19 protein-coding genes are annotated in these 23,592 nt (G+C 70.3%); 7 read left to right on the top strand and 12 right to left on the bottom strand.

Annotated features, from left to right (window positions below):
• Positions 1 to 155: 155 nt before the first annotated feature.
• A complete protein-coding gene (locus HHX31_RS15990) occupies positions 156 to 1,481 on the bottom strand; it encodes a PLP-dependent aminotransferase family protein (protein ID WP_396711090.1) in 1,326 nt (441 codons plus the stop codon).
• Between the two features lie 260 nt (positions 1,482 to 1,741).
• Between HHX31_RS15990 and HHX31_RS15985 the strand changes: the two genes are divergently transcribed.
• Entirely contained in the window at positions 1,742 to 2,362 is a 621-nt protein-coding gene (locus tag HHX31_RS15985; RefSeq protein WP_169949065.1) for a GNAT family N-acetyltransferase, read from the top strand.
• Between the two features lie 137 nt (positions 2,363 to 2,499).
• Here HHX31_RS15985 and trxA read toward each other — a convergent pair whose 3' ends face one another.
• The 8 genes from trxA to HHX31_RS15945 form a co-directional block, all read right to left on the bottom strand.
• Positions 2,500 to 2,823, bottom strand: a complete 324-nt coding sequence (trxA, locus tag HHX31_RS15980; RefSeq protein WP_311931818.1) for a thioredoxin — start codon at positions 2,821 to 2,823, stop codon at positions 2,500 to 2,502.
• A gap of 78 nt (positions 2,824 to 2,901) precedes the next feature.
• On the bottom strand, positions 2,902 to 3,831 hold the full coding sequence (gene trxB, locus HHX31_RS15975) for a thioredoxin-disulfide reductase (protein ID WP_169949064.1): 930 nt from the start codon (positions 3,829 to 3,831) through the stop codon (positions 2,902 to 2,904).
• Between the two features lie 165 nt (positions 3,832 to 3,996).
• Positions 3,997 to 4,920 (bottom strand): anti-sigma factor, encoded by a 924-nt coding sequence (locus tag HHX31_RS15970; RefSeq protein WP_169949063.1) that lies wholly within the window; start codon positions 4,918 to 4,920, stop codon positions 3,997 to 3,999.
• Entirely contained in the window at positions 4,910 to 5,500 is a 591-nt protein-coding gene (gene sigM, locus HHX31_RS15965) for an RNA polymerase sigma factor SigM (protein WP_169949062.1), read from the bottom strand. Before sigM ends, HHX31_RS15970 begins: the two co-directional genes overlap by 11 nt.
• A gap of 60 nt (positions 5,501 to 5,560) precedes the next feature.
• A complete protein-coding gene (locus HHX31_RS15960) occupies positions 5,561 to 7,063 on the bottom strand; it encodes a protein kinase family protein (RefSeq protein ID WP_169949061.1) in 1,503 nt (500 codons plus the stop codon).
• 271 nt (positions 7,064 to 7,334) lie between these two features.
• Positions 7,335 to 8,933 (bottom strand): murein biosynthesis integral membrane protein MurJ, encoded by a 1,599-nt coding sequence (gene murJ, locus HHX31_RS15955; RefSeq protein ID WP_169949060.1) that lies wholly within the window; start codon positions 8,931 to 8,933, stop codon positions 7,335 to 7,337.
• Between the two features lie 36 nt (positions 8,934 to 8,969).
• Positions 8,970 to 11,216, bottom strand: a complete 2,247-nt coding sequence (locus HHX31_RS15950) for a hypothetical protein (protein WP_169949059.1) — start codon at positions 11,214 to 11,216, stop codon at positions 8,970 to 8,972.
• Between the two features lie 46 nt (positions 11,217 to 11,262).
• Positions 11,263 to 11,799: an aminoacyl-tRNA deacylase gene (locus HHX31_RS15945; RefSeq protein ID WP_169949058.1), complete on the bottom strand. Its 537-nt coding sequence runs from the start codon at positions 11,797 to 11,799 to the stop codon at positions 11,263 to 11,265.
• 140 nt (positions 11,800 to 11,939) lie between these two features.
• On the opposite strand from HHX31_RS15945, the gene HHX31_RS15940 reads away from it, so the two are divergent.
• On the top strand, positions 11,940 to 13,376 hold the full coding sequence (locus HHX31_RS15940) for a CCA tRNA nucleotidyltransferase (protein WP_169949057.1): 1,437 nt from the start codon (positions 11,940 to 11,942) through the stop codon (positions 13,374 to 13,376).
• A gap of 5 nt (positions 13,377 to 13,381) precedes the next feature.
• On the opposite strand, the gene HHX31_RS15935 is transcribed toward HHX31_RS15940, so the two are convergent.
• Positions 13,382 to 14,680 carry an MFS transporter gene (locus HHX31_RS15935; protein WP_169949056.1) on the bottom strand — a complete coding sequence of 433 codons (1,299 nt, stop codon included), beginning with the start codon at positions 14,678 to 14,680 and terminating at the stop codon, positions 13,382 to 13,384.
• A 100-nt stretch (positions 14,681 to 14,780) separates the two neighbouring features.
• On the opposite strand from HHX31_RS15935, the gene idi reads away from it, so the two are divergent.
• The gene (gene idi / locus HHX31_RS15930) at positions 14,781 to 15,377 is read left to right on the top strand and encodes an isopentenyl-diphosphate Delta-isomerase (RefSeq protein ID WP_169949055.1); all 597 of its coding nucleotides are present in this window, start codon (positions 14,781 to 14,783) and stop codon (positions 15,375 to 15,377) included.
• A 96-nt stretch (positions 15,378 to 15,473) separates the two neighbouring features.
• Here the strand turns inward: idi and HHX31_RS15925 are convergent, their stop codons facing one another.
• Together HHX31_RS15925 and HHX31_RS15920 are read right to left on the bottom strand one after the other, a co-directional pair.
• Positions 15,474 to 16,553 (bottom strand): inositol-3-phosphate synthase, encoded by a 1,080-nt coding sequence (locus HHX31_RS15925; protein WP_169949054.1) that lies wholly within the window; start codon positions 16,551 to 16,553, stop codon positions 15,474 to 15,476.
• A gap of 13 nt (positions 16,554 to 16,566) precedes the next feature.
• Positions 16,567 to 17,205, bottom strand: coding sequence for a helix-turn-helix transcriptional regulator (locus HHX31_RS15920; RefSeq protein WP_169949053.1), 639 nt, complete (start codon positions 17,203 to 17,205; stop codon positions 16,567 to 16,569).
• Between the two features lie 127 nt (positions 17,206 to 17,332).
• On the opposite strand from HHX31_RS15920, the gene HHX31_RS15915 reads away from it, so the two are divergent.
• The 4 genes from HHX31_RS15915 (at position 17,333) to HHX31_RS15900 (ending at position 23,554) form a co-directional block, all read left to right on the top strand.
• The gene (locus tag HHX31_RS15915; protein ID WP_169949052.1) at positions 17,333 to 17,716 is read left to right on the top strand and encodes a DUF5318 family protein; all 384 of its coding nucleotides are present in this window, start codon (positions 17,333 to 17,335) and stop codon (positions 17,714 to 17,716) included.
• Between the two features lie 418 nt (positions 17,717 to 18,134).
• Positions 18,135 to 20,726 (top strand): transglycosylase domain-containing protein, encoded by a 2,592-nt coding sequence (locus HHX31_RS15910; RefSeq protein ID WP_169949051.1) that lies wholly within the window; start codon positions 18,135 to 18,137, stop codon positions 20,724 to 20,726.
• A gap of 103 nt (positions 20,727 to 20,829) precedes the next feature.
• Positions 20,830 to 22,194 carry a glycosyltransferase family 87 protein gene (locus HHX31_RS15905; RefSeq protein ID WP_169949050.1) on the top strand — a complete coding sequence of 455 codons (1,365 nt, stop codon included), beginning with the start codon at positions 20,830 to 20,832 and terminating at the stop codon, positions 22,192 to 22,194.
• A 112-nt stretch (positions 22,195 to 22,306) separates the two neighbouring features.
• Entirely contained in the window at positions 22,307 to 23,554 is a 1,248-nt protein-coding gene (locus HHX31_RS15900) for a glycosyltransferase 87 family protein (protein ID WP_169949049.1), read from the top strand.
• Positions 23,555 to 23,592 lie beyond the last annotated feature (38 nt).

The following is a 23,592-nucleotide window of genomic DNA, read 5'->3' as shown; positions in this document are numbered from 1 at the left end:
CGGTGTGTCCCCCGATACCCGTAAGCGGCGCGGTGTGGCAAGCCAAGCGGTACGGCAAGTCACCCCGGCGGGGGCGTCGCGGCATGTCCGTCAAGAGCACCGGAGCCGCCCATGAGGTCCCATGGGCGGCTCCGGCATCGCGCGGGGGAACGGCGTCAGGCCAGATCCGGGCTGGGGGTGTCGACGCCGGCGTGGCCCGGCGTGGAGCCGGTGCCGAAGGTGTCGCGAAGCCTGAGCTCCTGCTCGATCACGCCCGCCAGGCGGCGCACGCCTTCCTTGATGCGTTCCGGCTCCGGATAGCAGAACGACAGGCGCATGTTCCGCGAGCCACCGCCGTCGGAGTAGAAGCCGGTGCCGGGTACGAACGCGACGCGCTCGGCGACCGCACGGGGGAGGATCGCCTTGGAGTTGAGCCCTTCGGGCAGCGTCATCCAGACGAAGAACCCGCCGGCGGGGCGGGTCCACGTGCAACCGGGCGGCATGAGCATGTCGAGCGCGCTCAGGAGCGCGTCACGCCGCTCGCGGTACAGCTCGCGGAACGACTTGATCTGCTCGCGCCACGGCTGGGTGGCGAGATACTGGCCCACGGCGAGCTGGGTGAAGGACGAGTGCGAAAGCACCGCCGACTCCATGGCCAGGACCAGCTTGTCGCGTACGGCGTGCGGGGCGAGGGCCCAGCCGACGCGGAAGCCGGGGGCGAGGGTCTTGGAGAACGAGCCGAGGTACACGACGCCCTCGGGGTCGTCGGCGCGCAGCGCCCGCATCGGCTCCCCGTCGAACCCGAGCAGGCCGTAGGGGTTGTCCTCCACCACGAGCACGCCGGCCCTGCGGCAGATCTCCAGCACCTGGCGGCGGCGTACCTCGTTCAGCGTGACACCGGCGGGGTTCTGGAAGGTCGGGATCGTGTAGAGGAACTTGATCCGGTTGCCGGCCGCGTGGAGCGCGTAGATGGTCTGGGCGAGGGACTCGGGGATGAGGCCCTGGTCGTCCATGGCGATGTGCACGACCTTGGCCTGGTAGGCGCTGAACGTCCCGAGGGCTCCGACGTACGAGGGCCCTTCGGCGAGCACGACGTCGCCGGGGTCGATGAAGATCCGGGTGATCAGATCGAGCGCCTGCTGCGAGCCGACGGTGACGACGACGTCGTCGGCGTTCGCCTCGATGCCCTCCATGCGCATGACGTCGCAGATCTGCTCGCGCAGGGCGGGGTCGCCCTGCCCGGAGCCGTACTGCAGGGCCACGGAGCCGCGGGTGGCGACCAGGTCGGCGACGAGTTCGCTGACCAGGTCGAGGGGAAGCGCGTTGACGTACGGCATGCCGCCGGCGAGCGAGACCACCTCGGGCCTCGAAGCGACGGCGAAGAGAGCTCGGATCTCGGAGGCGACCATCCCGGCGGCGCGGGCGGCGTACCTGTCGACGTAGGCGTCAATGCGCGACCCGTGGGGCGCGTTCGTCTGACCGTGATCAAGCTCTTGTGCCACGGTCCACCTCCGATCACGTAGCCAGGAAATCCAGAGTACGGTAACGCGCCACGCACATCACAACTGGGTATTGACCATCAATGGCCCCTTTTCTTGCATTCCTGTCCCACTGGTTTCCGTGGGGCCAACCCCTTTAACGGACGGCGGGGGCTGTTCGTGGCGCACCCGCTCCTGCCCTTCCGCTGAGTTACGATGCGACCTGGAGACGCCGTTTTCGCGCGCTTTTCTGGCAGGGTTCCTGACGGGGATTGGGGCTTCACGTGTCGCGTCGGCTGGTCAACGTCACTCTCGACAATCTCGACGACCTGCCGCGCCGGTGCCGGCGGTGCGTGTTCTGGGAGCTCGACCCCGTCAGCGGCGAGCGCGCGGCGGAGGCCGGCGACCCGGGGTTGGAGAAGGAGGCGTGGATCTCCGCGACCCTGCTCGAATGGGGGAGCTGCGGCAAGATCGCCTATGTCGACGGGGTGGCGGCCGGGTTCGTGCTCTACGCCCCGCCGCTCTACGTTCCGCGCTCGGTGGCGTTCCCGACCTCTCCGGTCAGCTCGGACGCGGTGCTGCTGATGACCGCGCACATCGTGCCCGAGTTCACGGGCGGAGGCCTCGGCCGGATGCTCGTGCAGGGCGTCGCGAAGGACCTGACCCGCCGCGGTGTACGGGCGATCGAGGCGTTCGGCGACCTGAAGTGGGAGCAGCCGGGCGGCTGCGTGCTTCCGGCGGACTACCTGCTCTCGGTCGGGTTCAAGACCGTCCGCCAGCATCTGCGCTTCCCCCGGCTCCGGCTGGAGCTGAAGACGGCCGTCTCGTGGCGTGAGGACGTCGAGGTGGCGCTGGAGAGGCTGCTGGGATCGATGTCCCCGGAGAGGGCCCTGCGGCCCGTCTGAGGCGATCTCAGCGGTGCCTATGGCCGGCCCCTGCGGGGGAGGCCGCCACAACAGCCGCCACAACACAGCCGCCACAACACAGGAGCCCCCCGCGCGGGGCGCGGAGGGCTCTGCTCGCGGTGGTGCGGCGGGCGGCGTCAGATGACGCCGTCGAGCTCGCGCAGCAGCATGGCCTTCGGCTTGGCGCCGATGATCTGCTTGACGACCTCGCCGCCCTTGTAGACGTTCATCGTCGGGATCTGGAGCACGCCGTAGTCCCGCGGCGTGACCGGGTTCTCATCGATGTTCAGCTTGACGATGGTCAGCCGGTCGGCGTGCTCGGCGGCGATCTCCTCGAGGATCGGCCCGACCTGACGGCAAGGACCGCACCACTCGGCCCAGAAGTCGACCAGAACCGGCTTGTCGCTCTTGAGGACATCGGCCTCGAAGCTGGCGTCCGTCACGCTCTTGATCGCGCCCACGGTATCTCTCCCCTTGCGTGAGTGGTGTGGCGGTGCTGACAACCGCGGGGGGCCTCCCCGCATTCCCGCTGCCGGGACTCAGGCGTTCAGCGTCAGCCAGCGCTCCGCGTCGAGCGCCGCCGCGCATCCGGTGCCGGCCGCCGTGATCGCCTGACGATAGGTGTGGTCGACGACGTCGCCGGCCGCGAACACCCCGTCGATGTTCGTACGCGTCGACGGGGAGTCGACCACGATGTATCCCTGGTCGTCGAGATCGACCTGGTCCTTGACGAGCTCGGTGCGGGGGTCGTGGCCGATGGCGACGAACAGGCCTCCCACCGGGAGCTCGCTCTCCTCCCCGGTCTTGAGGTTGCGCAGCCGCACCCCGGACACCCGCTCCTCGCCGAGCACCTCGACGACCTCGCTGTCCCAGACGAAGCGGATCTTCTCGTTCGCGAACGCCCGATCCTGCATGATCTTGCTGGCGCGCAGCGAGTCGCGGCGGTGGACCACGACCACCGACTTCGCGAACCGGGTCAGGAAGATGGCCTCCTCCATCGCCGTGTCACCGCCGCCGACGACCACGATGTCCTGGTCGCGGAAGAAGAAGCCGTCGCACGTGGCACACCAGGAGACGCCACGGCCGGACAGCCGCTTCTCGTTGCTCAGCCCAAGCTCGCGGTAGCCCGACCCGGTGGCCAGGATGACCGACTTGGCGTAGTAGGTGTCGGTGTAGGTCTTGACGACCTTCGGGTCGGCCCGCAGATCCACCTCGACCACGTCGTCGGCGACCAGTTCGGCGCCGAACCGCTCGGCCTGCTTGCGGAAGTTGTCCATGAGGTCGGGACCCATGATCCCGTCGGGGAACCCGGGGAAGTTCTCCACATCGGTGGTGTTCATCAGCGCGCCACCGGCCGTGACCGACCCCTCGAAGACGAGCGGCTTGAGGTCCGCGCGCGCGGTGTAGACGGCCGCCGTGTAGCCGGCCGGCCCCGACCCGATGATGATCACGTTACGAACGTCGCTCAACGGACCCGCCTTCTTCGATCCCGGTGGTTGCTGCAGTGCCCTCAACAGATCCTAGGCCCCGGGCATTCCGGGGCCGACCCCTGTTGCCGACCCCTGTCATGACGAAGCCCCCCGGAGGTCGCGGGGGGCTTCGTCACTGCCGATGGTACGGCTCTCGCCGAGTGGTCACTTCCAGGTGGCCAGACCCTCGGGTCGCAGCTTGCGGCACCCGGAGTCCACGACGACCACGCGTACGGCGTTCATGCTCTTGTCTTCCCAGAACGCCATGATGGTGGCCTCGTTGCCGTTGTACAGCGCCTTGTCGACGCCGATCGGCGTGCGGTCGAGCTCGTTGGAGAACCGCTTGACGCAGGTATCGAGGTCCTCGTCGTCGTTGGTGCCCGAGCCGGGCGCCACGCCGAAGTAGCCGAGCAGCGGGCCGCGCAGCTCACGGCTGGTGTAGTTGTGGCCGCTCGCGTACGTCGAGTAGGTCATCGCCTGGACGTCTGCAGGGCTCTGGCCGGGCTGGCCCTGGCTCACCACCGTTCGCGACGGCGAGTCGCCGAACGAGAGCAGGCCGGTGGCGAGACCGCCGCTCCCGATCACCACGGCCGCCGCGGCGGCGACAGCGGCGGGCATGGCCCACGTGCGCCGCCTGGACGCCTTCGAGCGGCGCCTGGCCGGCCGGACTGTGCCGTCGTCGCCGACGACTCCCAGTGGAGCGACCGATGGCGTGACCGGCGGAGTGACCGGCGCGAGCTCGCGCTCCGGCTCCGCGGAGTCGGCCGTGGTCGCGACCAGAGGCTCGACCGTCTCCCACGGACCCTTCTCCGGCACGGGACTGTCCCATGGGGCGTCCCGCAGGATGCGGTCCCAGTCCGGAGCCTCGGCGGCCAGCGCCCGGTCTATGCGCTTGGCGACGCCCAGAGGCATCGCAGGCACCGGCATCGCCGCCAGGACCTCGCGGACCGCGGCCAGATCGGCAAGGCTCTCCCCGCAGGGGTCGCAGACCGCGAGATGCTCGCGGACCCGTCGGGCCGTGGTGTCGTCGAGGAGACCCTCCGCCAACTCGGCGAGAACCTCCAGGTCGTAGTGCGTGTCACCCGTCACGAAGTTCTGCTCCCTTCCCGGATGAGACGCGAGTGAGGTCGGTTCGGTTCCGTAGATGCGCAAGAATCGGGGCGAGTTTCGCCCGGCCCCTGGCACAGCGGCTCTTAACCGTGCCGGGTGGGACACCCAGCACCGCCGCGGCGTCGTCCACGCCGTACCCCATCATGTCGACCAGCACGAGAGCCGCCCGCTGGTCTGGCGGCAGCAGCTTGAGCGCCGCCGTGACCTCCAGGGAGACCTCGCGCTCGCCCGCCTGGTCGGTCGCCGGGGACTCGCGCTCCGCGGCCTCGATCAGCTCGTCGTCGGCCACCGGGCGCACCGACTTGCGGCGCATCCGGTCGAGACAGGCGTTGACCACGATGCGGTGGAGCCAGGTGGTGACCGCCGCCTCACCGCGGAAGGTGTCCGCCTTGCGGTATGCCGAGACGAACGCGTCCTGGACCGCGTCGGCCGCCTCGTCGGGGTCGCCGAGCGTACGCAGGGCGACGGCCCACATGCGGTCGCGGTGCCGCCTGACGATCTCGCTGAAGGCGTGCGGGTCGCCGCCGAGGTGGCGGGTAAGCAGATCGGCATCGGACATCGCGCGTCGCGCGTGTTCAGCCGTCGGGGGATTGTCTGGTGGGGAGTTCACAAGTCCCTGCTATGCCGATCCGGGGGAATGCACCGTTACCTCGTAGATAGTGCCACGATACTGCCCGTTGTAGGGGGCAAGTCGGGTGAACCACACCAGAACGTATTGGCCGGTGACGGTCTTTTCCGGAAGCAGCGTCACCGTGCCCGACGCGCCCTTCTTCTCGGCCACGGTCTTCAGCGAGGAAAGGTCCGCCGAGTCGCCCACCTTGAGTTGCACCGTCGAGCCGCCCGCGGAGCCCAGGGAGACGACCACGTCGGCGATGGGCACCGGTTTGCCCATGTCGAGGATGAGCCCGACGCCGTCTTTGAGTTTTCCGAGGTCGGCGCTGTTGTAACTGTCGGTGTGCCATTCCGTGGACGGTTTGCCGTCGATGGCGAGCGGGGCGATCTCCGGCTTCTCCGCGCGGTCGGAACCGAGGGGGTCGAAGCCCGCCGCGCTCACCGCCTCGACCTTGACCGGCTTGATCGAGGGGGACGCGGACTGCGTGCCGTCCGCCTGTTCCACTCCCCTCGGGGTGTTGCCGAGGTTCTTGCCCACGGTCCACGCGCCGACGCCTACGGCGGCCATCACGAGCAGGACGATGACGGTCAGCAGGATCTTGCTCGCGGTGCCGGTCTGCGGGCGCGGCGGAGGGACCATCGTCACGTGGGACGGCATGCGCGGCGGCATCGTCGACATGCCGTGTCCGTCCGGCGCCTCACTGTGCAGGTTCAGCGCGGGCGGCCCGGTGGTGACGGGGGCAGGCGCGGGGCGGGGCACGTGGGCGAGCGCCTCGGCCACGTCGGCGGGGGTGGCCAGCGGCGGCTCACCCCGCCGCGACTCCTGCAGCAGCGCGCGGCAGGTGATGGCGTCGAGGTAGCCGGGGACTCCCGCGGTGACCTGCCGCGGGGTGCAGACCTTGCCGTCGTCCAGCGGCGCGGCGGGCAGCCCGCAGTCGAGCTCGCCCGGCCAGTGGCCGGTCAGCGCCGCGTAGAGCAGGCGGCCCAGCCCTTCCGCGTCCTCCCGGGCGGGCTCGTCGCTGCTCAGGTCGAGGATCGCGGCGTCGACGGCGAGCCCGAGGAGCTTGACCGTGCCGCCGCTCGTCCAGACCAGGCGGGCGGGGGTGAGGTGCAGATGGGTGAGGCCGGCCGCGTGCGCGTGCGCCAATGCCTCGGCGGCCTCGGCGACCAGGGCCGCGCCGCGCTCAGGCTCGATCGGCCCGCTTTCCAGCAGGTCGAGGAGCGAGTCTCCGTTCACCCACTCGCTCACGACGTACGCGGTGCCGTCCTCGTCGGCCGCGTCGAACACCTGGGTGAGGCGGGGGTCGGTCAGGCGGCTCGCCAGGCGGGCGGCGGTGACGACCTCCTCGACCCGGGGGAAGTCGGGAGTGAACGTGTGGACCGCGACCGACCGGGCGAGGATCTCGTCCATGGCTTTCCACAGGGTCGCGCCGCCGGACTCGTGCACCCGGTCCTCAAGGCGAAACCGGTCCGCCAGCCGGGTTCCCGGTTCGACCGTGGACATGCTCATACGGCCGCCCCGCTCCGCGGCTCGTCGGCATGCATCGGCCGATGCCGGGTGGTTCCGCCCACGCCTTCCCGCTTCCGCTCGCCTGTCCGAAACTCAGATCGCGTCCCTGAGACCTCCTGCCTGCCGCCACCACCGGTAGGACGAGTTCCGCGGGACGCACTCCCTGGCGCACCATGCTAGTGCCGTGCCGCTTGTGCCCGCCTTCCCGATGGAAAACGTCCGAATCGGACTTCTGGGCTACCTTCCAGTTGCCGGTCGCTCTTGAGGACTCTTACCGTCCTACCCGGCTTGCCACAAGTCCAATGATGGAGCGGACCTCGGGCACCCGCAGCCGGTGGGCGGCCACCAGGTAGAGCAGCAGCCCCGCGCCGCCGCCCACCGCGAGCACCACGGCCGAGCTCACCGGGTTGATCGTGGTGATCTCCCTGGACAGCCACAGGATCCCCAGCGCCAGCGCGGCGGCGGGGATGGCCGCGGCGTACATCCGGCCGAGCCCGGCGGTGACCTCGCGTCCGTCGAGACCGCCGACCTTCCGGCTCGCGAGCACCCACGTGACGAGGCAGAGCACGCAGTAGGTGATCAGATAGGCGAAGGCCATTCCGAGGACGATGTAACGGTCGGGGAGCGTGAGGTACGCGACCAGGCTCAGTGTCGCGTTGATGGCCACGTTCACCCCCGCCATGATCGCGGGCGTGCGGGTGTCGCCGAAGCTGTAGAAGACCCGCAACAACAGCTGGAAGATCGAGAACGGTACGAGCGCGACGCCGAACACCTGCAGCACGTGGCCGATGTAGATCGCGTCGGTGGTGGTCATGCGGCCCCACGAGAAGATCAGCGTGGTGACCGAAGGGCCGAGGACCATCAGCAGCAGCCCCGCCGGCACGATGACGGACGAGACCAGCCGCACCGCCGAGGCGAACTCGGTGCGCACGGAGTCGAACTCGCCCTCGGCCACGGACCGGCTCATCCTCGGCAGCATCGCGGTGATCACCGACACCGCGATGATCCCGTACGGGAGCTGGAAGAGCTGGAAGGCGTACGCCCACGCGCTGTTGCCCGCGCCGGGGGCCCGTTCGCCCGCGCCGGTCGCGAGCTTGGTGGTGACCCAGAAACCGATCTGGGTGATGCCGGTGTAGGCGAACGTCCACACGGCGGCCCTGGCCGCCTCGCCGAGCCCCGTCCCGCGCACGCCGAACCGCGGGCGGAACCGGAAGCCGGCCCGGTGCAGCGCGATGATCAGGACCAGCGCCTGGGCCACGATGCCGGCGGTCGTGCCGAGGCCGAGCAACGCGAGGTCGCGGTCGCTCACCTTCTCGATGTCGGACGACGCGACGGCGTAGTAGGCCCCAAGGACGCCCATGACCACGATGTTGTTGAGCACCGGCGCCCACATCGGGGCGGCGAACCTGTCCCGCGTGTTCAGGATCGCCCCGGCCAGCGAGCCGATCCCGAAGAAGGCGATCTGGGGGAGCATGTACCTGGCCAGGGTGGCGGCCACGTCGACCTTTTCCTCGGACCAGTTCGAGGCGGTGTAGAGCTCCATGATCGGCCGGGCCAGCAGCACGCCGATCAGGGCGACGGCGGTGAGTACGATCACCGCCAGTGTCATGAGCCGCTGCTCGAACGCCTGGCCGCCGTCCGGGTCGCGCCGCTGCGCCCGGATGATCACCGGCACGACCACGCTGCTCAGCACGCCCTGGAGCAGCAGGTCCAGCAGGATGTACGGGATCATGTAGGCCGCGTTGTACGCGTCGCCGAGGGCGAAGGTCCCGATCGCGGCGGCGAGCATCGCCGTGCGGACGAAGCCGGTGAGCCGGGAGACCATCGTTCCGGCCGCCATGATCGCGCTGGCCCGCAGCATCCTGCTCATGGGTGTTCCTGGCCGCCTTCCTCCGGAGGGTCCCGGCTACGGTGTCTGGGTGCGCTCGGCGGGGACGGCGCCAGGACCGCGGCCGGACGTGCCCCCCTCGTCCCTCGGCCCGTCGAACGGGAAGGCCCTGCGCGACCTGCGGCGCAGGATGCGCATCACCACGGCCGCCAGCATGATGACCACGGCCGCCCCCACGATGACGAGGGCGATGCCGGTGTAGCCGGTCGCGCGCACGACGACGCGCACCGCGCTGCCGTACTTCTCGTCCTCGTCGGTCAGCAGTTGCACGGAGATGCTCGCGTCGCCGCCCTCGTCGCGCACGATCACCGGCACGTTCACGAGCTGGCTGCGTCCCGCGAGGATCCGGGTGGTGGGGGTCACGTAGACCCCATCGGGGGCCTCGATCGCGAGCCGTGACTTGCTGCCGGAGGTGACCTGGATCTTGATCTGGATGTCCTTGTCCAGGTTGTTGGCCACGCTCACCGGGACCTGGCCGTTGCTGCCCGCGACCGCGCGCGGGGTGTCGAGCACGGACACGTCGCCGATGCGGGCGTCGATCGCCTTCTGCACCTGGGCGGCGAAGGAGGCCGCCCGCTTCCCGTCGCCCCGCCAGGAGGCGGAGGCCAGCCGGAGGATGGCCGTGTGGAAGACGTCCGTGTGCTCCTCGGTGACGGTGGCCACGGCGTCGGCCTTGCGCTCCAGCTTGCGTACGGTGGCCAGGTAGGAGCGGCTCAGCTCGGCCTGGCGGTCGCGCTCGGTGTAGCTCAGGTCGCCGCGCGGGGTCCCGCCCCGTACGGGCTTGACCGAGTCGAGCGGGGTCATGCGCAGCCACGGGGCGTCGGAGGCGGCCTGGAGCAGGCCGGAGACGAACGCCGGGTCGGGGGTCCACAGGTGCGACCGGGGGGCCGCGATCACCGTGGGGGAGGCCGTACGCGCCGTCGTTTCCTGCCCGCTCTGGCCGGTCTGGCCGAGCTGCGCGAACGGGCCGAGTCGCTGGTTCTGCGGGCTGTGCGGCTCGAAGGCGATCATCGCGGTCTCCGCGAGGAACCGCTGCCGCGCGAGCATCGCTGCCCCGGGCGCCGACACGTCCCCGCCGAGGATCTCGCTGAGGGCGGGGTCGGCGAGCAGCGCCGTGACCGGGTTCTCCGCGACGGTGTCGAGCCTGGCCGCGGCGTCGGTGGTGATGGGCGCAGGCGGGAGGACGGTCTGCCCGGTCTGCCCGGTCTGTCCATCGGCCCGCGGCGGCAGCGCGTCCCCCGACAGCAGTACGGACGTGACGCCCGACATGGCGAGCTCGTCCACCGCGTCACGGTCGATCTTGCCCCCGGCCGGCCACGCGGTGGTGCCGTGGATCTGCCGGCCGAGCAGTTCCGTCGCGAGCGCGGCGCCGCGCTGCACCGACGCCGCGGCCTGCTTGTCGAGTCCGTGGTGGACCAGCGCGGCCACGTCCGGGTCGGCGTACGGCGTGGCGATGACGGTCTTGCCCGTCAGCGCGCCGCGCAGGCCGTTCAGCCACTGGCCCGCGGCCGGGTCGGCGTCCTTGCGCGCGCCCTTCACGCTGCGGGGGCCGGAGGACAGGACGCGGACGTCGTCGAGCAGGGCGGGGTCCACGAACCAGGTCACCCCGTCGCCGGTGTCCTGGGCGGTCTGTAGCAGCGACGCCAGGCGGCCCGACACGAGCGAGCCGGACAGGTCGTCGTCCATGAACGTCGCGTCGTCGGCGCGGTGGGGCCGGTCCACCAGCGGCAGCGCGACGGCCAGCTTGACCGTGGGGATCTGCTCCCCCTTGGGGGCGTACGTCAGGAAGGTGCGCTCGATCGCCAGTCGCTGACCGGTCACCGCGTCGGCCACCTCGATCGCGAGGGGGTAGACGCCGGGCCGGGACATCCTCAGCTCCTCCGACGTCATGGTGAACCGGAAGGCCAGCTTGCCCGCCTGGTCGAGCGGCGTCGCCTGGACCCTGGTGCTGTAGTTGGAGGGGGCGTATCCCTGCTCGGCCAGGTAGGCCGCCATCTCGGCGCGCGAGGCCAGCGGCCGGTTCGGCGAGTAGCGGACCACCACGCGTACGGAGGATCCCGGCGTGCCCGCGGCGGTCCCCGCGATCGTCACGGGGGCGGCGGTGTCGCGGACGACCTCCGGGGTGATCTCGCTCACGAGGAGCGGATCCGCCGGGGCCGCCGCCGCGACACGATCCGGAGGCGCCGCGACAGCCGTACCGGCCATGCCCGCTGGGGAGGCGAGCAGGGCGGTCAGCAATGTCAGCAGCGCGGCCTTACGGATCATGTGCCGGCCGGCGGTGAGGTACGGCGCACGTCCAGAATGCTATTGGCTACGCGGTCCGCATAGGACTCGCGAGGCTCGCGAGACCCCTTCGGCCGCCTGCGGCGAGATCAACCGGTTTGGCCGCTACCAGGTCGAACAGGTGGATCGCGCGCAATCGCAACGCGGTGCGGCGCTCGCCGGTCGCGGTGTGGACGACCTCGTCGGCATCGAGGCGCGCGATCAGCCGCTGGTCCACGAGGACGGTCAGCCCGTCGGGCAGCAGCAGCGGGCAGACCAGGCCGTGCGCGTAGTCGGTCGCGGAGTTGACGGTGAAGGCCGACGCCGCGGATACCCTGTGGGCACGCAGGACGGCGCCCACCTCCGCCGGCCCGGGGCAGGAGTTCACCGCGCTCACCACGGCCACCTCCTGTGTCCGCCCGCGCGCCGACACCTCGAACAGCGCCACGCCCAGGCACGTCTCAGGAGTGACCCCCAGCACCTCGGGAAGCTCGTCCGAGCATGTCAAGGGGCGCGGAAGACGTACGATCTCATGGTGGATCTGGTGGGCGAGGAGCCAGCGGTGAATCGCGAGAGCGTCTTTCATCGTGTGCTCCTTGCGTCGTCCAGCACCCCCGAACTGACCGTGGCCTGGTGATCGCTAGGCGTGTCTCCCCTGGGTGACACCCGAACACCTGGGCCATCGGGGGAGAGTTTCTGTTCCGTGACCGAAGGACCTACCCAGCCTTGTCCGTTTCAAATCTGAGCGACAGCCAGCAGCGCGCCGTGAACGAACTGTTCCGTCGGATCGCCCCGGTCGCCGACGAGCTCGGCGAGCTGTTCTCGGCCCGGGGGCACGAGCTGGCCCTGGTCGGCGGCTCCGTCCGCGACGTCCTCCTCGGCCGCGCGAGCAAGGACCTCGACCTGACCACGGACGCCCGTCCCGAGCGGGTGCTGGAGATCGTCAAGGACTGGGCGGACGCCGTCTGGACGATCGGGATCGACTTCGGCACCGTCGGCGTGCGCAAGGGCGGCTGGCTGCTGGAGATCACCACCTACCGCAGCGAGTCGTACGATCCGGCCTCGCGCAAGCCCGAGGTGATGTACGGCGACTCGCTCGACGGCGACCTCGCCCGGCGCGACTTCGCGGTCAACGCGATGGCCGTGCGCCTGCCGAACCACGAGTTCGCCGACCCGTACGGCGGGCTGCCCGACCTCGCCGCGAAGGTCCTGCGGACGCCGGGCAGGCCCGAGCAGTCGTTCGACGACGATCCGCTGCGGATGCTGCGCGCGGCGCGGTTCGCCGGGCAGCTCGGGTTCACGGTCGCGCCCGAGGTCGTCGAGGCCATGACCGCGATGTCCGGCCGCATCGAGATCGTCTCGGCCGAGCGCATCCGTGAGGAGCTCGACAAGCTGATCCTCGGCGCGTACCCCAGGGCGGGGCTGGCGCTGCTGGTGGAGAGCGGGCTCGCCGCCCACGTCCTGCCCGAGCTGCCCAAGCTGCGGCTGGAGATCGACGAGCACCACCGGCACAAGGACGTCTACGAGCACACGCTGATCGTGCTGGAGCAGGCCATGGGCCTGGAGACGGCCGGTCCCGACCGGGTGCTGCGCTGGGCCGCCCTGCTGCACGACATCGGCAAGCCCAAGACCCGGCGCAACGAGCCCGGCGGCCGGGTGTCGTTCCACCACCACGAGGTGGTCGGCGCGCAGATGGCGAAGAAGCGGCTCACCGAGCTCAAGTTCCCCAAGGACGTGGTGTCCGACGTGTCCAAGCTCGTGGAGCTGCACCTGCGCTTCCACGGCTACGGGACGGGGGAGTGGACCGACAGCGCCGTACGCCGCTACGTCCGCGACGCGGGACACCTTCTCGAACGCCTGCACAAGCTGACCAGGGCCGACTGCACCACCCGCAACAAGCGCAAGGCGCAGGCCCTGTCCAGCACCTACGACCAGCTGGAGGAGCGCATCGCCCGGCTGGCCGAGGAGGAGGAGCTGGCCAAGATCCGGCCGGAGCTGGACGGCAACGAGATCCAGGAGATCCTCGGCGTGCCGCCGGGCCCGGTCGTCGGCACGGCCTACAAGCACATGCTGGAGATCCGCATGGACCAGGGCCTGATCGGCAAGGAGGCCGCGAAGGACGCCCTGCTCGCCTGGGCGAGGGACAACGGGCTGCTGTCGTAGGCGGTTCAGTCGGTGGCGGGGACCGGCGGCCTGCGCACGGCGGTGGGCAGGACCATCCGGTACAGCCCCGCGCTGACCACGTAGCCGACGCCGATCACGGCGAGCGCGAGATAGGACCTGCCGTCGGGCGGCAGCAGCGCCGCCGCCAGCACCGCCCCGAGGACCGTCATGCCGTTGAACAGCATGTCGTACACGGAGAACGCGCGGCCGAGATAGGCGTCCTCGACGTCGCGCTGCACGACCGTGTCGGCGCAGATCTTCACGCTCTGCCCGGCGACGCCGATCACCAGCCCGGCGGCCACGAACGCCCACTCGTGGAACGTCGCGCACAGCGCGAACTCCAGGACGCCGCAGGTCACGAGCATCATCGGGATCCAGGTCTCGATCCGGAACCGCTTGGTGGCCCATGGCGTGACCAGCACCGCGGCGAAGCTTCCCGCGCCGACGGCGCCCAGCACGAGCGCGATGCCCTCCAGCGCCTGGTCGGGGGTCGAGCTGAAGCTGTAGCGGTAGAGCATCACCACCGCCGCGGTGGAGATGCCGAACATGAGGCGGTGGCCGGCCATGCCGGTGAGCGCGGCCGCCGCCGACCGCCGGTGCCCGACGTGCCGCGCGCCGTCCACCAGCCCGGTCAGCACGTTCCGTACGGCCTCGCGGGCCTGCGGGCGGTCCGGGTCGTACGCGGGCCCGAGCAGCGAGCGTCCCATCGTCCTGGCGATCAGCGCGCTCAGCCCGAAGACGACGCCCGAGCAGACCAGCAGCACCGCCACGCCCCCGTCGCCTGACCCGGCGACCACGCGCAGCATGACGCCTGCGCCCATCCCGACGAACGTCGCCACCGTGCCCGACGTGGGGGTCACCGCGTTGGCCATCATCAACTGGTCGTTCGGCACCACGTGGGGCAGCGACGCGCCGAGGGCCGCGAGGAAGAAGCGGTTGACCGCGAGGACGCCGAGCGCCGCCGCGTAGAAGACGACGTCGGAGGTGCCCACCGCGACGAGAGCCGCGGCCAGCACGAGCAGCGTCCCGCGCACGATCGGCGCGATCACGAGGATCTGCCGCCGCGACCAGCGGTCGATGAACACCCCGACGAAGGGCCCGAGCACGCTGTACGGCAGGAGCAGCACTGCGAGTCCCGCCGCGATCGCGGTCGCGCTGGCCTGTCGTTCCGGGCTGAAGAAGGCGTAGCCGCCGACGGCGAGCTGGAAGATCCCGTCCGAGAACTGCGAGACGAGCCGTGTGGCGAAAAGCCGACGGAAGTTCGACCCCCGCAGGACCACCCGCAGGTCGGAGACGTAGGACACGGCGACAGCCTACGCGCGCGATCACAGTCGAGCATCAGGACCAACCCTGATAAAGCCCCTACGTCACACTCGCGTCGAGGTGATCACGTACTCTCGCAGAGTGACCTCACAGGAACATGTCGTGCTGGTCGACGTCGAGGGAAACTCGATCGGCACCGCTCCCAAGTCCGTCGTCCACACCGCGGACACCCCGCTGCATCTGGCGTTCTCCAGCTACGTCTTCGACCATCGCGGCCGCGTGCTGCTGTCCCGGCGGGCGGGGACGAAGCTGACCTGGCCCAACGCGTGGACCAACAGTTGCTGCGGGCACCCGCTGCCGGGCGAGCCGCTGTCGTCGGCGGTGATCCGCCGCCTCGGCTTCGAGCTGGGCCTGGCCGTCGAGTCCGTGGACCTGATCCTGCCGGGCTTCTCCTACCGGGCGGTGATGGACAACGGCACGGTGGAGAACGAGCTGTGCCCCGTCTACCGCGCGGTCGTCTCGGTGGAGGCCGCGCCCAACGCGGAGGAGGTGGGCGAGGTCCGGTGGGAGCCCTGGACGCGCTTCGCCGCCGAGGTGATGAGCGGAGAGCTGGACATCTCGCCCTGGGCACGGGAGCAGGTGCCCCAGCTCGTCGCGCTCGGGCCCGACCCGCTGGCCTGGCCGGTGGCCGACCCCGCCTCCCTGCCGCCGGCCGCGCGCCCGCTCACCCCGAACTGAGCTTCAGGGCCCGCGAAAGCCGGGCCGTGCCGAGACATGCGACCGCCCCGGTCCGATCGACGGAGCCGGGGCGGGACGCGCCGTGGCCGGCGGACGTCAGCGCTCGGCCTCGCCGCGGATGAACTTCTCTACGGCCTCGCGGGCGACGTCGTCGGAGTACTGCTCCGGCGGCGACTTCATGAAGTAGGACGAGGGCGACAGCAGCGGGCCGCCGATGCCCCGGTCGAGGGCGATCTTCGCCGCGCGGACCGCGTCGATGATGATGCCGGCCGAGTTGGGCGAGTCCCAGACCTCGAGCTTGTACTCCAGGTTGAGCGGGGTGTCGCCGAACGACTTGCCCTCAAGGCGGACGTAGGCCCACTTGCGGTCGTCCAGCCACGGGACGTGGTCCGACGGGCCGATGTGGACGTCGGCCTTGGACATCTCGTGCGGGATCTGCGACGTGACCGACTGGGTCTTGGAGATCTTCTTGGACTGGAGGCGGCTGCGCTCCAGCATGTTCATGAAGTCCATGTTGCCGCCGAAGTTGAGCTGGTAGGTGCGCAGCAACTCGACCCCGCGGTCCTCGAACAGCTTGGCCAGCACGCGGTGCGTGATCGTGGCGCCGACCTGCGACTTGATGTCGTCGCCCACGATCGGGACCCCGGCCTCGGTGAACTTCGCGGCCCACTCCGGGTCGGAGGCGATGAAGACCGGCAGCGCGTTGACGAAGGCGACCTTGGCGTCGATCGCGCACTGCGCGTAGAAGCGGTCGGCCTCCTCGGAGCCCACGGGGAGATAGGACACCAGGACGTCGACCCGGGCGTCCTTGAGCGCCTGGACCACGTCGACCGGCTGCTCGTCCGACTCCTCGATGATCTCCCGGTAGTAGGTGCCAAGCCCGTCGAACGTCGGGCCGCGCTGCACGGTCACGCCGAGCGGTGGCACGTCGCAAATCTTGATCGTGTTGTTCTCGGAGGCCACGAGGGCCTCCGACAGGTCGCGGCCGACCTTCTTGGCGTCCACGTCGAAGGCCGCGACGAACTCCACGTCGCCGACGTGGTAGTCACCGAATCGCACGTGCATGAGGCCCGGCACACGGCTGCCCGGATCCGCGTCCCTGTAGTAGTGGACGCCCTGCACCAGCGATGCGGCGCAGTTGCCCACACCGACGATGGCTACGCGCACCGAACCCATAGCACTCGCTCCTTTACCTATCTGCCTCGGGCGTGTCCGCCCTTCGGGTCTCTTCCTGCACGGCTTGCGCGGGGTCCGGGGGGTGACTCCCCCCGCCGGGAGCCGATCCGGTCCGTCGTTCCGAGTCGATCAGCTCGTTGAGCCAGCGGACCTCGCGCTCGACCGACTCCAGCCCGTGGCGCTGGAGTTCGAGGGTGTAGCTGTCCAGGCGCTCTCTCGTACGCGCGAGAGCCTCGCGGACACGGTCGAGACGTTCCTCCAGGCGGCTGCGGCGGCCCTCCAGGATGCGCAGGCGCACCTCCGCCTCCGTGTGCCGGAAGAAGGCGAAGCGGATGCCGAAGCTCTCGTCTTCCCAGGAGGACGGGCCCGACTGGCTGAGCAGTTCCTGCAACCGCTCCTTCCCCTCCGCCGTGATCTTGTACACGATCTTCGACCTGCGGCCGAGGACCGTGTCCTCAGGGGGCTCCTCCTCCGCGATGAGGCCTTCGTTCAGCAGGCCTCTGAGGCAGGGATACAGCGAGCCGTAGGAGAACGCACGGAACATGCCGAGCAGCGTGTTGAGCCGTTTGCGCAGCTCGTACCCGTGCAGCGGTGTCTCGTGCAGCGATCCCAGGACGGCGAGCTCCAGCACGCCTCCACGAGAACCCGACACTGGAACCACCTCCTGGGTGTCCGACCGATGTATCGACTCGATACATCCGCAGGATACGTCGGGCTGTCATAGATGGCAACGGGTCAACGGTTGGGCAAGATTTGGCAAAGGGTCGTAATCTGGCCGTATGTGGTCACAGCGGTTGGTCGTGGATTACGGCCTCGCAAAACGGGCGGCCGTGCAGTCCGTCCGTACCGGCCGCATACGGGCACGGGACGTGTGCGACGCCCACCCTTATCTGTTGCGCGCGGCTCGGTTCCACGGAGAGCCCACCAGTCGCGTCTGCCCCATATGTGAGCGGACGAACGTGACCAACGTCACATACGCATATGGGGACGAGTTAGGACGAGCGGCGGGCCAGGCGAAAGGGCGGGCCGAGCTCACCGCGATGGCCCGGGAATACCGCGAATTCCGGGTCTACGTGGTAGAGGTCTGCCAAAGTTGTTCCTGGAACCACCTGGCGGTGTCGTTCGTCCTCGGAACAGCCGATCCCCCGGGCCCTTCTACGTAGGCGACCTCCCCCTCCAGGAGGACCCCCCGCCCGCCGGCCTGCCGGCCGACGTCGATCAAATTCCGAACACTGACGAGGACGCGTGACCAACAGCAGCTATGGACCGGAGCCGACCGGCCGTCCCGAGGACGCCTCGGGCTCCGGTGGATCATCCCGCCCTGGGCGCCGTCGTCGCTCGCCCCGGGAATCCGACGAGTACGGCGAGCCCGCTCCGCCGAGACAGCCCGGCAGGGGCCCGGTCCCGCAGCCGCCCCGCGGCGCCCGGTCCGCAGGACCCGAGCAGCGCCGGCGTGAGGCGGCGGCCTTCGAGGACACGGCGGCCATGAACGCGGTGCCCCCGGGCCAGCCGCCGCACAGACCCGCACCGGGAGCCCCGCAGGGGCCTCAGCAAGGACCTCAGCAGGGACCTCGCGGGCCGATGGGCGGCGGACACCCCGGCCGCGACCCGCGCTACGCGGCCGGTCCCGGTGGCCCCGGGGGGTTCGGCGGTCCAGGCCGCCCCGGCGCGGACGAGCGCACCCAGGCGATGGGCATGCCGGCCGGCGGTCGTCGCGGGGACGCGGACGGGCAGAGCACCGAGGCGATCCAGACCGGCGGACGCCGCCGCAGGCCCCAGGCCCGGGGTGGCCGTGGCCCCGGCGGCCCCGGCGGCCCGGGCGGCCCGGGCGGCCCGGAAGGGCCCGGCGGACGCGGTCCCCGGGACCCGCGCGACTTCGGTGACTTCGACGAGGACGACGAGAAGCCGCGCCGCAGGGGCTGGAAGCGTTTCCTGCCGAGCTGGAAGATCCTCGTGGCGGCCTTCACCGTGCTCGCCGCCGGCACCTTCGGCATGATCGCCGTGGCGTACGCCAACACCCCGACGCCGACCGCGACCCAGGCGGAGGCCGTGGCCCAGGGCAGCACCATCTACTACAACGACGGCAAGACGGTGATCGGCAAGGTCGGCACCCCCCGCGTCATCCTGAACGACATCAACAAGGTGCCACGGCACGTCCAGGACGCGGTCATCGCGATCGAGAACGACACCTTCCGGTCGGACAGCGGCATCTCGATCACCGGCATGATGCGATCGGTCTACATGACCGCGACCGGGCAGCAGCTCCAGGGCGCCTCGACCATCACCCAGCAGATGGCCCGCAACTACTACGACGGCCTCAGCCAGGAAGTCTCCATCAAGCGGAAGATCAAGGAGATCTTCGTCGCGGTCAAGCTCGACAAGGAGATGCCCAAGGACCAGATCCTGCTGCAGTACCTCAACACGGTGCCCTTCGGCCGTGCGTACGGCATCGAGGCCGCCGCGCAGGCGTACTTCAAGAAGCACGTCGACCAGCTCACCCCGGAGCAGGGCGCCTACCTCGCCGCGCGCATCCAGACGCCCGCGCTGGACGCCGACTCCCCGCGGTTGCAGAGCCGGTTCAAGGACGTCGTCAACGCCATGGCGAAGCTCGACCCGGCCAAGTACGGCAAGCTGCCGAGCACGGCCAAGTTCCCCAAGACCGTCCCGGTGAACAACAGGGACGAGTACGGCGGCCTCAGGGGCTACATGATCACCCAGGTCATGAACGAGCTCGGGTCGCGCATGAACCTGTCCGCGGACCAGGTCAGGAGCGGCGGCTACAAGATCGTCTCGACCTTCGACAGAAGGCTCATGCAGGCCGCCAAGAAGGCGGTCCTCGCCACCACCTCCGGCATGTCCAAGGAGTTCCACGCCGGCCTGGCCGCGGTGGATCCCAAGACCGGGCGGGTGCTCGCCTTCTACGGCGGCAACGACTATCTGAAGGACCCCTGGAACGAGCCGTTCCAGTCCAGGAAGCAGGCCGCCTCGGCGTTCAAGCCGTACGTGCTGGCCGCCTGGCTCGACGCGGGCTACAGCCTGAACAGCTACCTGCCCGGAAACGAGACCGTGCCGGAGAAGCTGCCGGGCTTCGAGAAGGGCATCACCAACGGCCACTCGGTGCCGAACGCCATCAACGCGATCTACGCGACCTCCCACTCGATCAACACGGCCTTCGCGTCCATGGCGTACAAGCTGGACGAGGCGAACGGCACGATCGGGCAGCTCACCGCGGTGAAGCAGATCGCCGAGGATGCGGGGCTCAGCAAGGAGAGCCTGGACAAGGACATCGCGGAACACAAGTACCAGTTCTCCATCGGCAGCGCCGGGGTCACCCCCGTGGAGCAGGCCGCCGGCTACTCGATCTTCGCGAACGAGGGCAAGCACATCGACTACCACGTGGTCAAGGAGGTCCGGAAGGACAAGGATGTCGTCTTCGCCGAGCGTCGCGACGTCAAGCAGGTGATCACGCCCGAGGCGGCGGCCGACTCGGTGGCGGCCATGGAGGAGGTCCTCAAGTCGGGCACAGCGGCGGGCAAGGGCATCGGCCGCCCGGCCGCCGGCAAGACCGGCACCAACAACGACGAGAAGGAAGCCTGGTTCGTCGGCTTCACCCCGCAGTTGTCGGTCGCGGTGGGCATGTACCGCGAGCAGTGCGTCACCAAGAGCGGAAAGATCGTTCAGCCGCTGTACTCCAACTGCCCGCAGACGCCGGGCGGAAAAGAGAGCAAGAAGTACGGCCCCAACAACCCGTACACCCATGTCAAGGAGGTGTCGCTGGGCTTCGAGGGCGCCGGCCCGCCGACCACGATCTGGCGCACCTTCATGCTGGAGGCGCACACGGGCAAGCCGGTCGAGCAGTTCCCGCAGAAGGCCGGGCTGGGCACCCCGGAGAACATCGTGCCGAGCCCGACGCCGTCGCCCAGCCCGGATCCGGACGAGGGCGGGTTCCCCAACGACATCCCGAACGACTTCTTCGACGACGACGGCTGCTTCGACGGCGGCCCCGGATGTGACGACGGCGGCGGTGGCGGCAGGGGCTTCGGCGACGACCCGGGCCAGGGCGGCCACGACGGCGGCCCCGGAGGCGGCGACGTCCCGCTGAACATCCCCGCCGGGCCCCCGGCCGCGATGCCCGCAGGGCCCGGCAACGGCAAGAACGGCGGCGGCGCCTGAGCCTCGGCCAGGCACCCCAGAAGGGCCCGCGGCGACCTCCGCCGCGGGCCCTTTCGATACGCGGAGTCGCCAATCCGAGGCGTTGGATGGTGCAATACCGAGCATGACGACCCGGACCACGAACGACTCCGCCCCGATGCCCGGGGTCGCCGCGCGTGCGGTGCCGTACCTGCCTCTTGGGCTTCTCGCGGGGCTCGGCGCCGTTCTCGCGTACCTGTGGAAATATCCCTGCCGGTTCGACGGTGCCTGGAACGGCGGTGTCGGGCAGTTCACGAAGTTCTGCTACACCGACATCTATCCGCTGTTCTGGGCGGAGAAGCTCAACGAGGGGATGATCCCCTACGTCGACTACCCCGTCGAATACCCGGTCGGCATCGGCGGGATCATGGAGTTCGCCCGCCGGCTCGCGGGCGGCGACGGGGTCGTGTTCTACGACATCACCGTGGCCCTGATGGGAATCTCGCTGGTCGTGGGCGTGCTGCTGACGGCCGCGCTGGCCGGTCCGGCCCGCCGCTGGGACGCGCTCTGGTACGCCATCGGCCCGGCCGTCATCCTCACCGCGTACATCAACTGGGACCTGGTCGCGGGGGCGCTGGCGCTCGGCGGCCTGCTGGCCTGGGCCAGGCAACGGCCGTGGCTCGCGGGCGTGCTGCTGGCACTCGCCGTGGCCACGAAGTTCTACCCGCTCATGTTCTTCGGCGCGTTGTTCCTGCTCACCGCGCGTACGGCGAAGTGGGTGCCGTTCCTGAAGACCGCGGCCGCGGCGGCGGCCACGTGGCTGCTGGTGAACGTGCCGATCATGCTGGTCAACTTCGACGGCTGGAAGCGGTTCTACGCCTTCAGCAGTGAGCGCGGCGCCGACTGGGGCGGGCTGTGGTTCTTCTTCCAGAAGACCGAGTGGTTCGGCATGGAAAGGCCCGGTTTCCTGGCCTTTCTCGGCGACCCTGAGAAGCTGAACACCATGGCCATGGCCGCGCTGGCGGTGCTGCTGCTGGGCGTCGCCGTGCTGGCGCTCGCCGCGCCGCGCCGGCCGCGCCTGATGCAGCTGTGCTTCCTCGCCCTGGCCGCCTTCATGATCACGAACAAGGTGTGGTCGCCGCAGTACGTCCTGTGGCTGGTGCCGTTCGCGGTGCTGGCCAGGCCCAGGTGGGGGGCGATCGCCGCCTGGCAGGTCGCGGAGGTCTGGTACTTCTTCTCGATCTGGCTCTACCTGGTCACCCAGACGGGCGACCCCGTCCTCGGCATCGGCGACAACCCGTACTTCCTGTCGGTCTGGGCCCGGGCGCTGACCATCGCCGTCCTCATGGCGCTCGTCGTCCGCGACATCCTGCGGCCCGAGCACGACGTCGTACGCCAGGAGGACGCCGACGACCCGTCAGGCGGGGTCTTCGACGGCGCGGAGGACCGTCTCGTGCTGCGCCGTTCGCTCCTCGCGCGGGGCGCGCGGCAGCAGCCGGAGACCGTGTGAGCCCTGAAACTTACATCGGATTTGGCGCCCGTCTCGGCGCGGCAGGAAGCCGCCCGAGCGGAGGCATCGCGTAACGTCGCGTGAGAGTGTGCGACGAACGGGGGAGACGGCGATGCGCCGGAGGCCGCCATGGCTCCTGCTGCTGGTCTGGGCGGCGACCCGGGGGACGTTCCTCCTCGTCGCCACCCAGATCGTCGCCACGGCGCACGGCGAGGCCTTCACGAACGACGTCACGCTCTACCGCCGGTGGTCCGACGTCCTGATCCAGGGGGAGTTCCCCGAGGGCGACGAGAAGTGGCAGTACCCGCCGTTCGCGGCGCTGCCGCTGCTCGCCCCCCGTCTGCTGCCGCTGGACTACCACCTCGCCTTCGCCCTGCTGGCGCTGCTGTGCGACCTCGCGATCCTGCTCCTGCTGTGGCGGTTCTCCGTCTCACGATCGGCGGGTGCGCGCGGCGGCGGCCGTACGGGCCCGTGGGCGTGGACCATCGGCGCTGCCCTGCTCGGCCCGGTGCTCCTCGCCAGGTACGACCTGATGGTCACGCTCGTGGCGGTGCTGGCGCTGACGACGCCGGCCGGCCCCGCGGTGCGCGGCTCGCTCATCGGCGTCGGCCTCCTGGTGAAGGCGTGGCCGGTCGCGCTGCTCGCCGGTCTGCGGCGGTGGCGCGAACTGCTGACCGCGTCCGGAGCCGCGTTCTGCGTCGCCGTGGCGGGGTGCGGTGTGACCGCCCTGACCGTGCCGCACGCGCTGGACTTCCTGACCGCGCAGGAGGAGCGGGGCCTGCAGATCGAGTCGCTGGCCGCCACGCCGTTCGCGCTCGCCAGGGCCCTCGGCTGGTGGGGCGGCCACACCACCTACAGGCACGGCGCGATGGAGGTCGTGGGCCCCGGCGCGCACGCCGTGGCGCTGCTGAGCCTGGCCGCCACGCCCGCGGCGCTGGCGCTGGTCGGCCTGTGGTGGCTGCGCGCGGCGCCGAGCCCACGGACGTACCACGACGCCGCGCTCACCACCGTGCTCTTCCTGGTCGCCACCAGCCGGGTGCTGTCGCCGCAGTATCTGGTGTGGGTGGTCGCGGTCGCCGCCGTCATCCTGTCGGCGCGGCAGGACGGGCACGGGCCGACGCAGCGGCCGGCCGCCGTGCTCGTCATGGTCGCCGCCCTGCTGACGGGGATCATGTATCCCTGGATGGAGCTGGACTACAGCTGGAGCGGCAGGTTGCCGGGGACGCTCATGCTGGTGGTGCGCAACCTCGTCGTCCTCGCCGCGGCGGTCACGTCGTACGCGCAGCTGTGGCGCGCCACGCGCGAGCCCCGGCGGGTGCGGGGGGAATGGAACGTCCAGGCAGCGGTACCCACCGCCTGAGGTTCTCAATCCGCAGAGTTGTCCACAGGCTGTGGACG

Origin of the sequence: Microbispora sp. H11081 (genome assembly GCF_012999535.1) — a bacterium.
Taxonomy (GTDB): Bacteria; Actinomycetota; Actinomycetes; order Streptosporangiales; family Streptosporangiaceae; genus Microbispora.
This window is presented reverse-complemented; position numbering and strand designations above follow the sequence as displayed.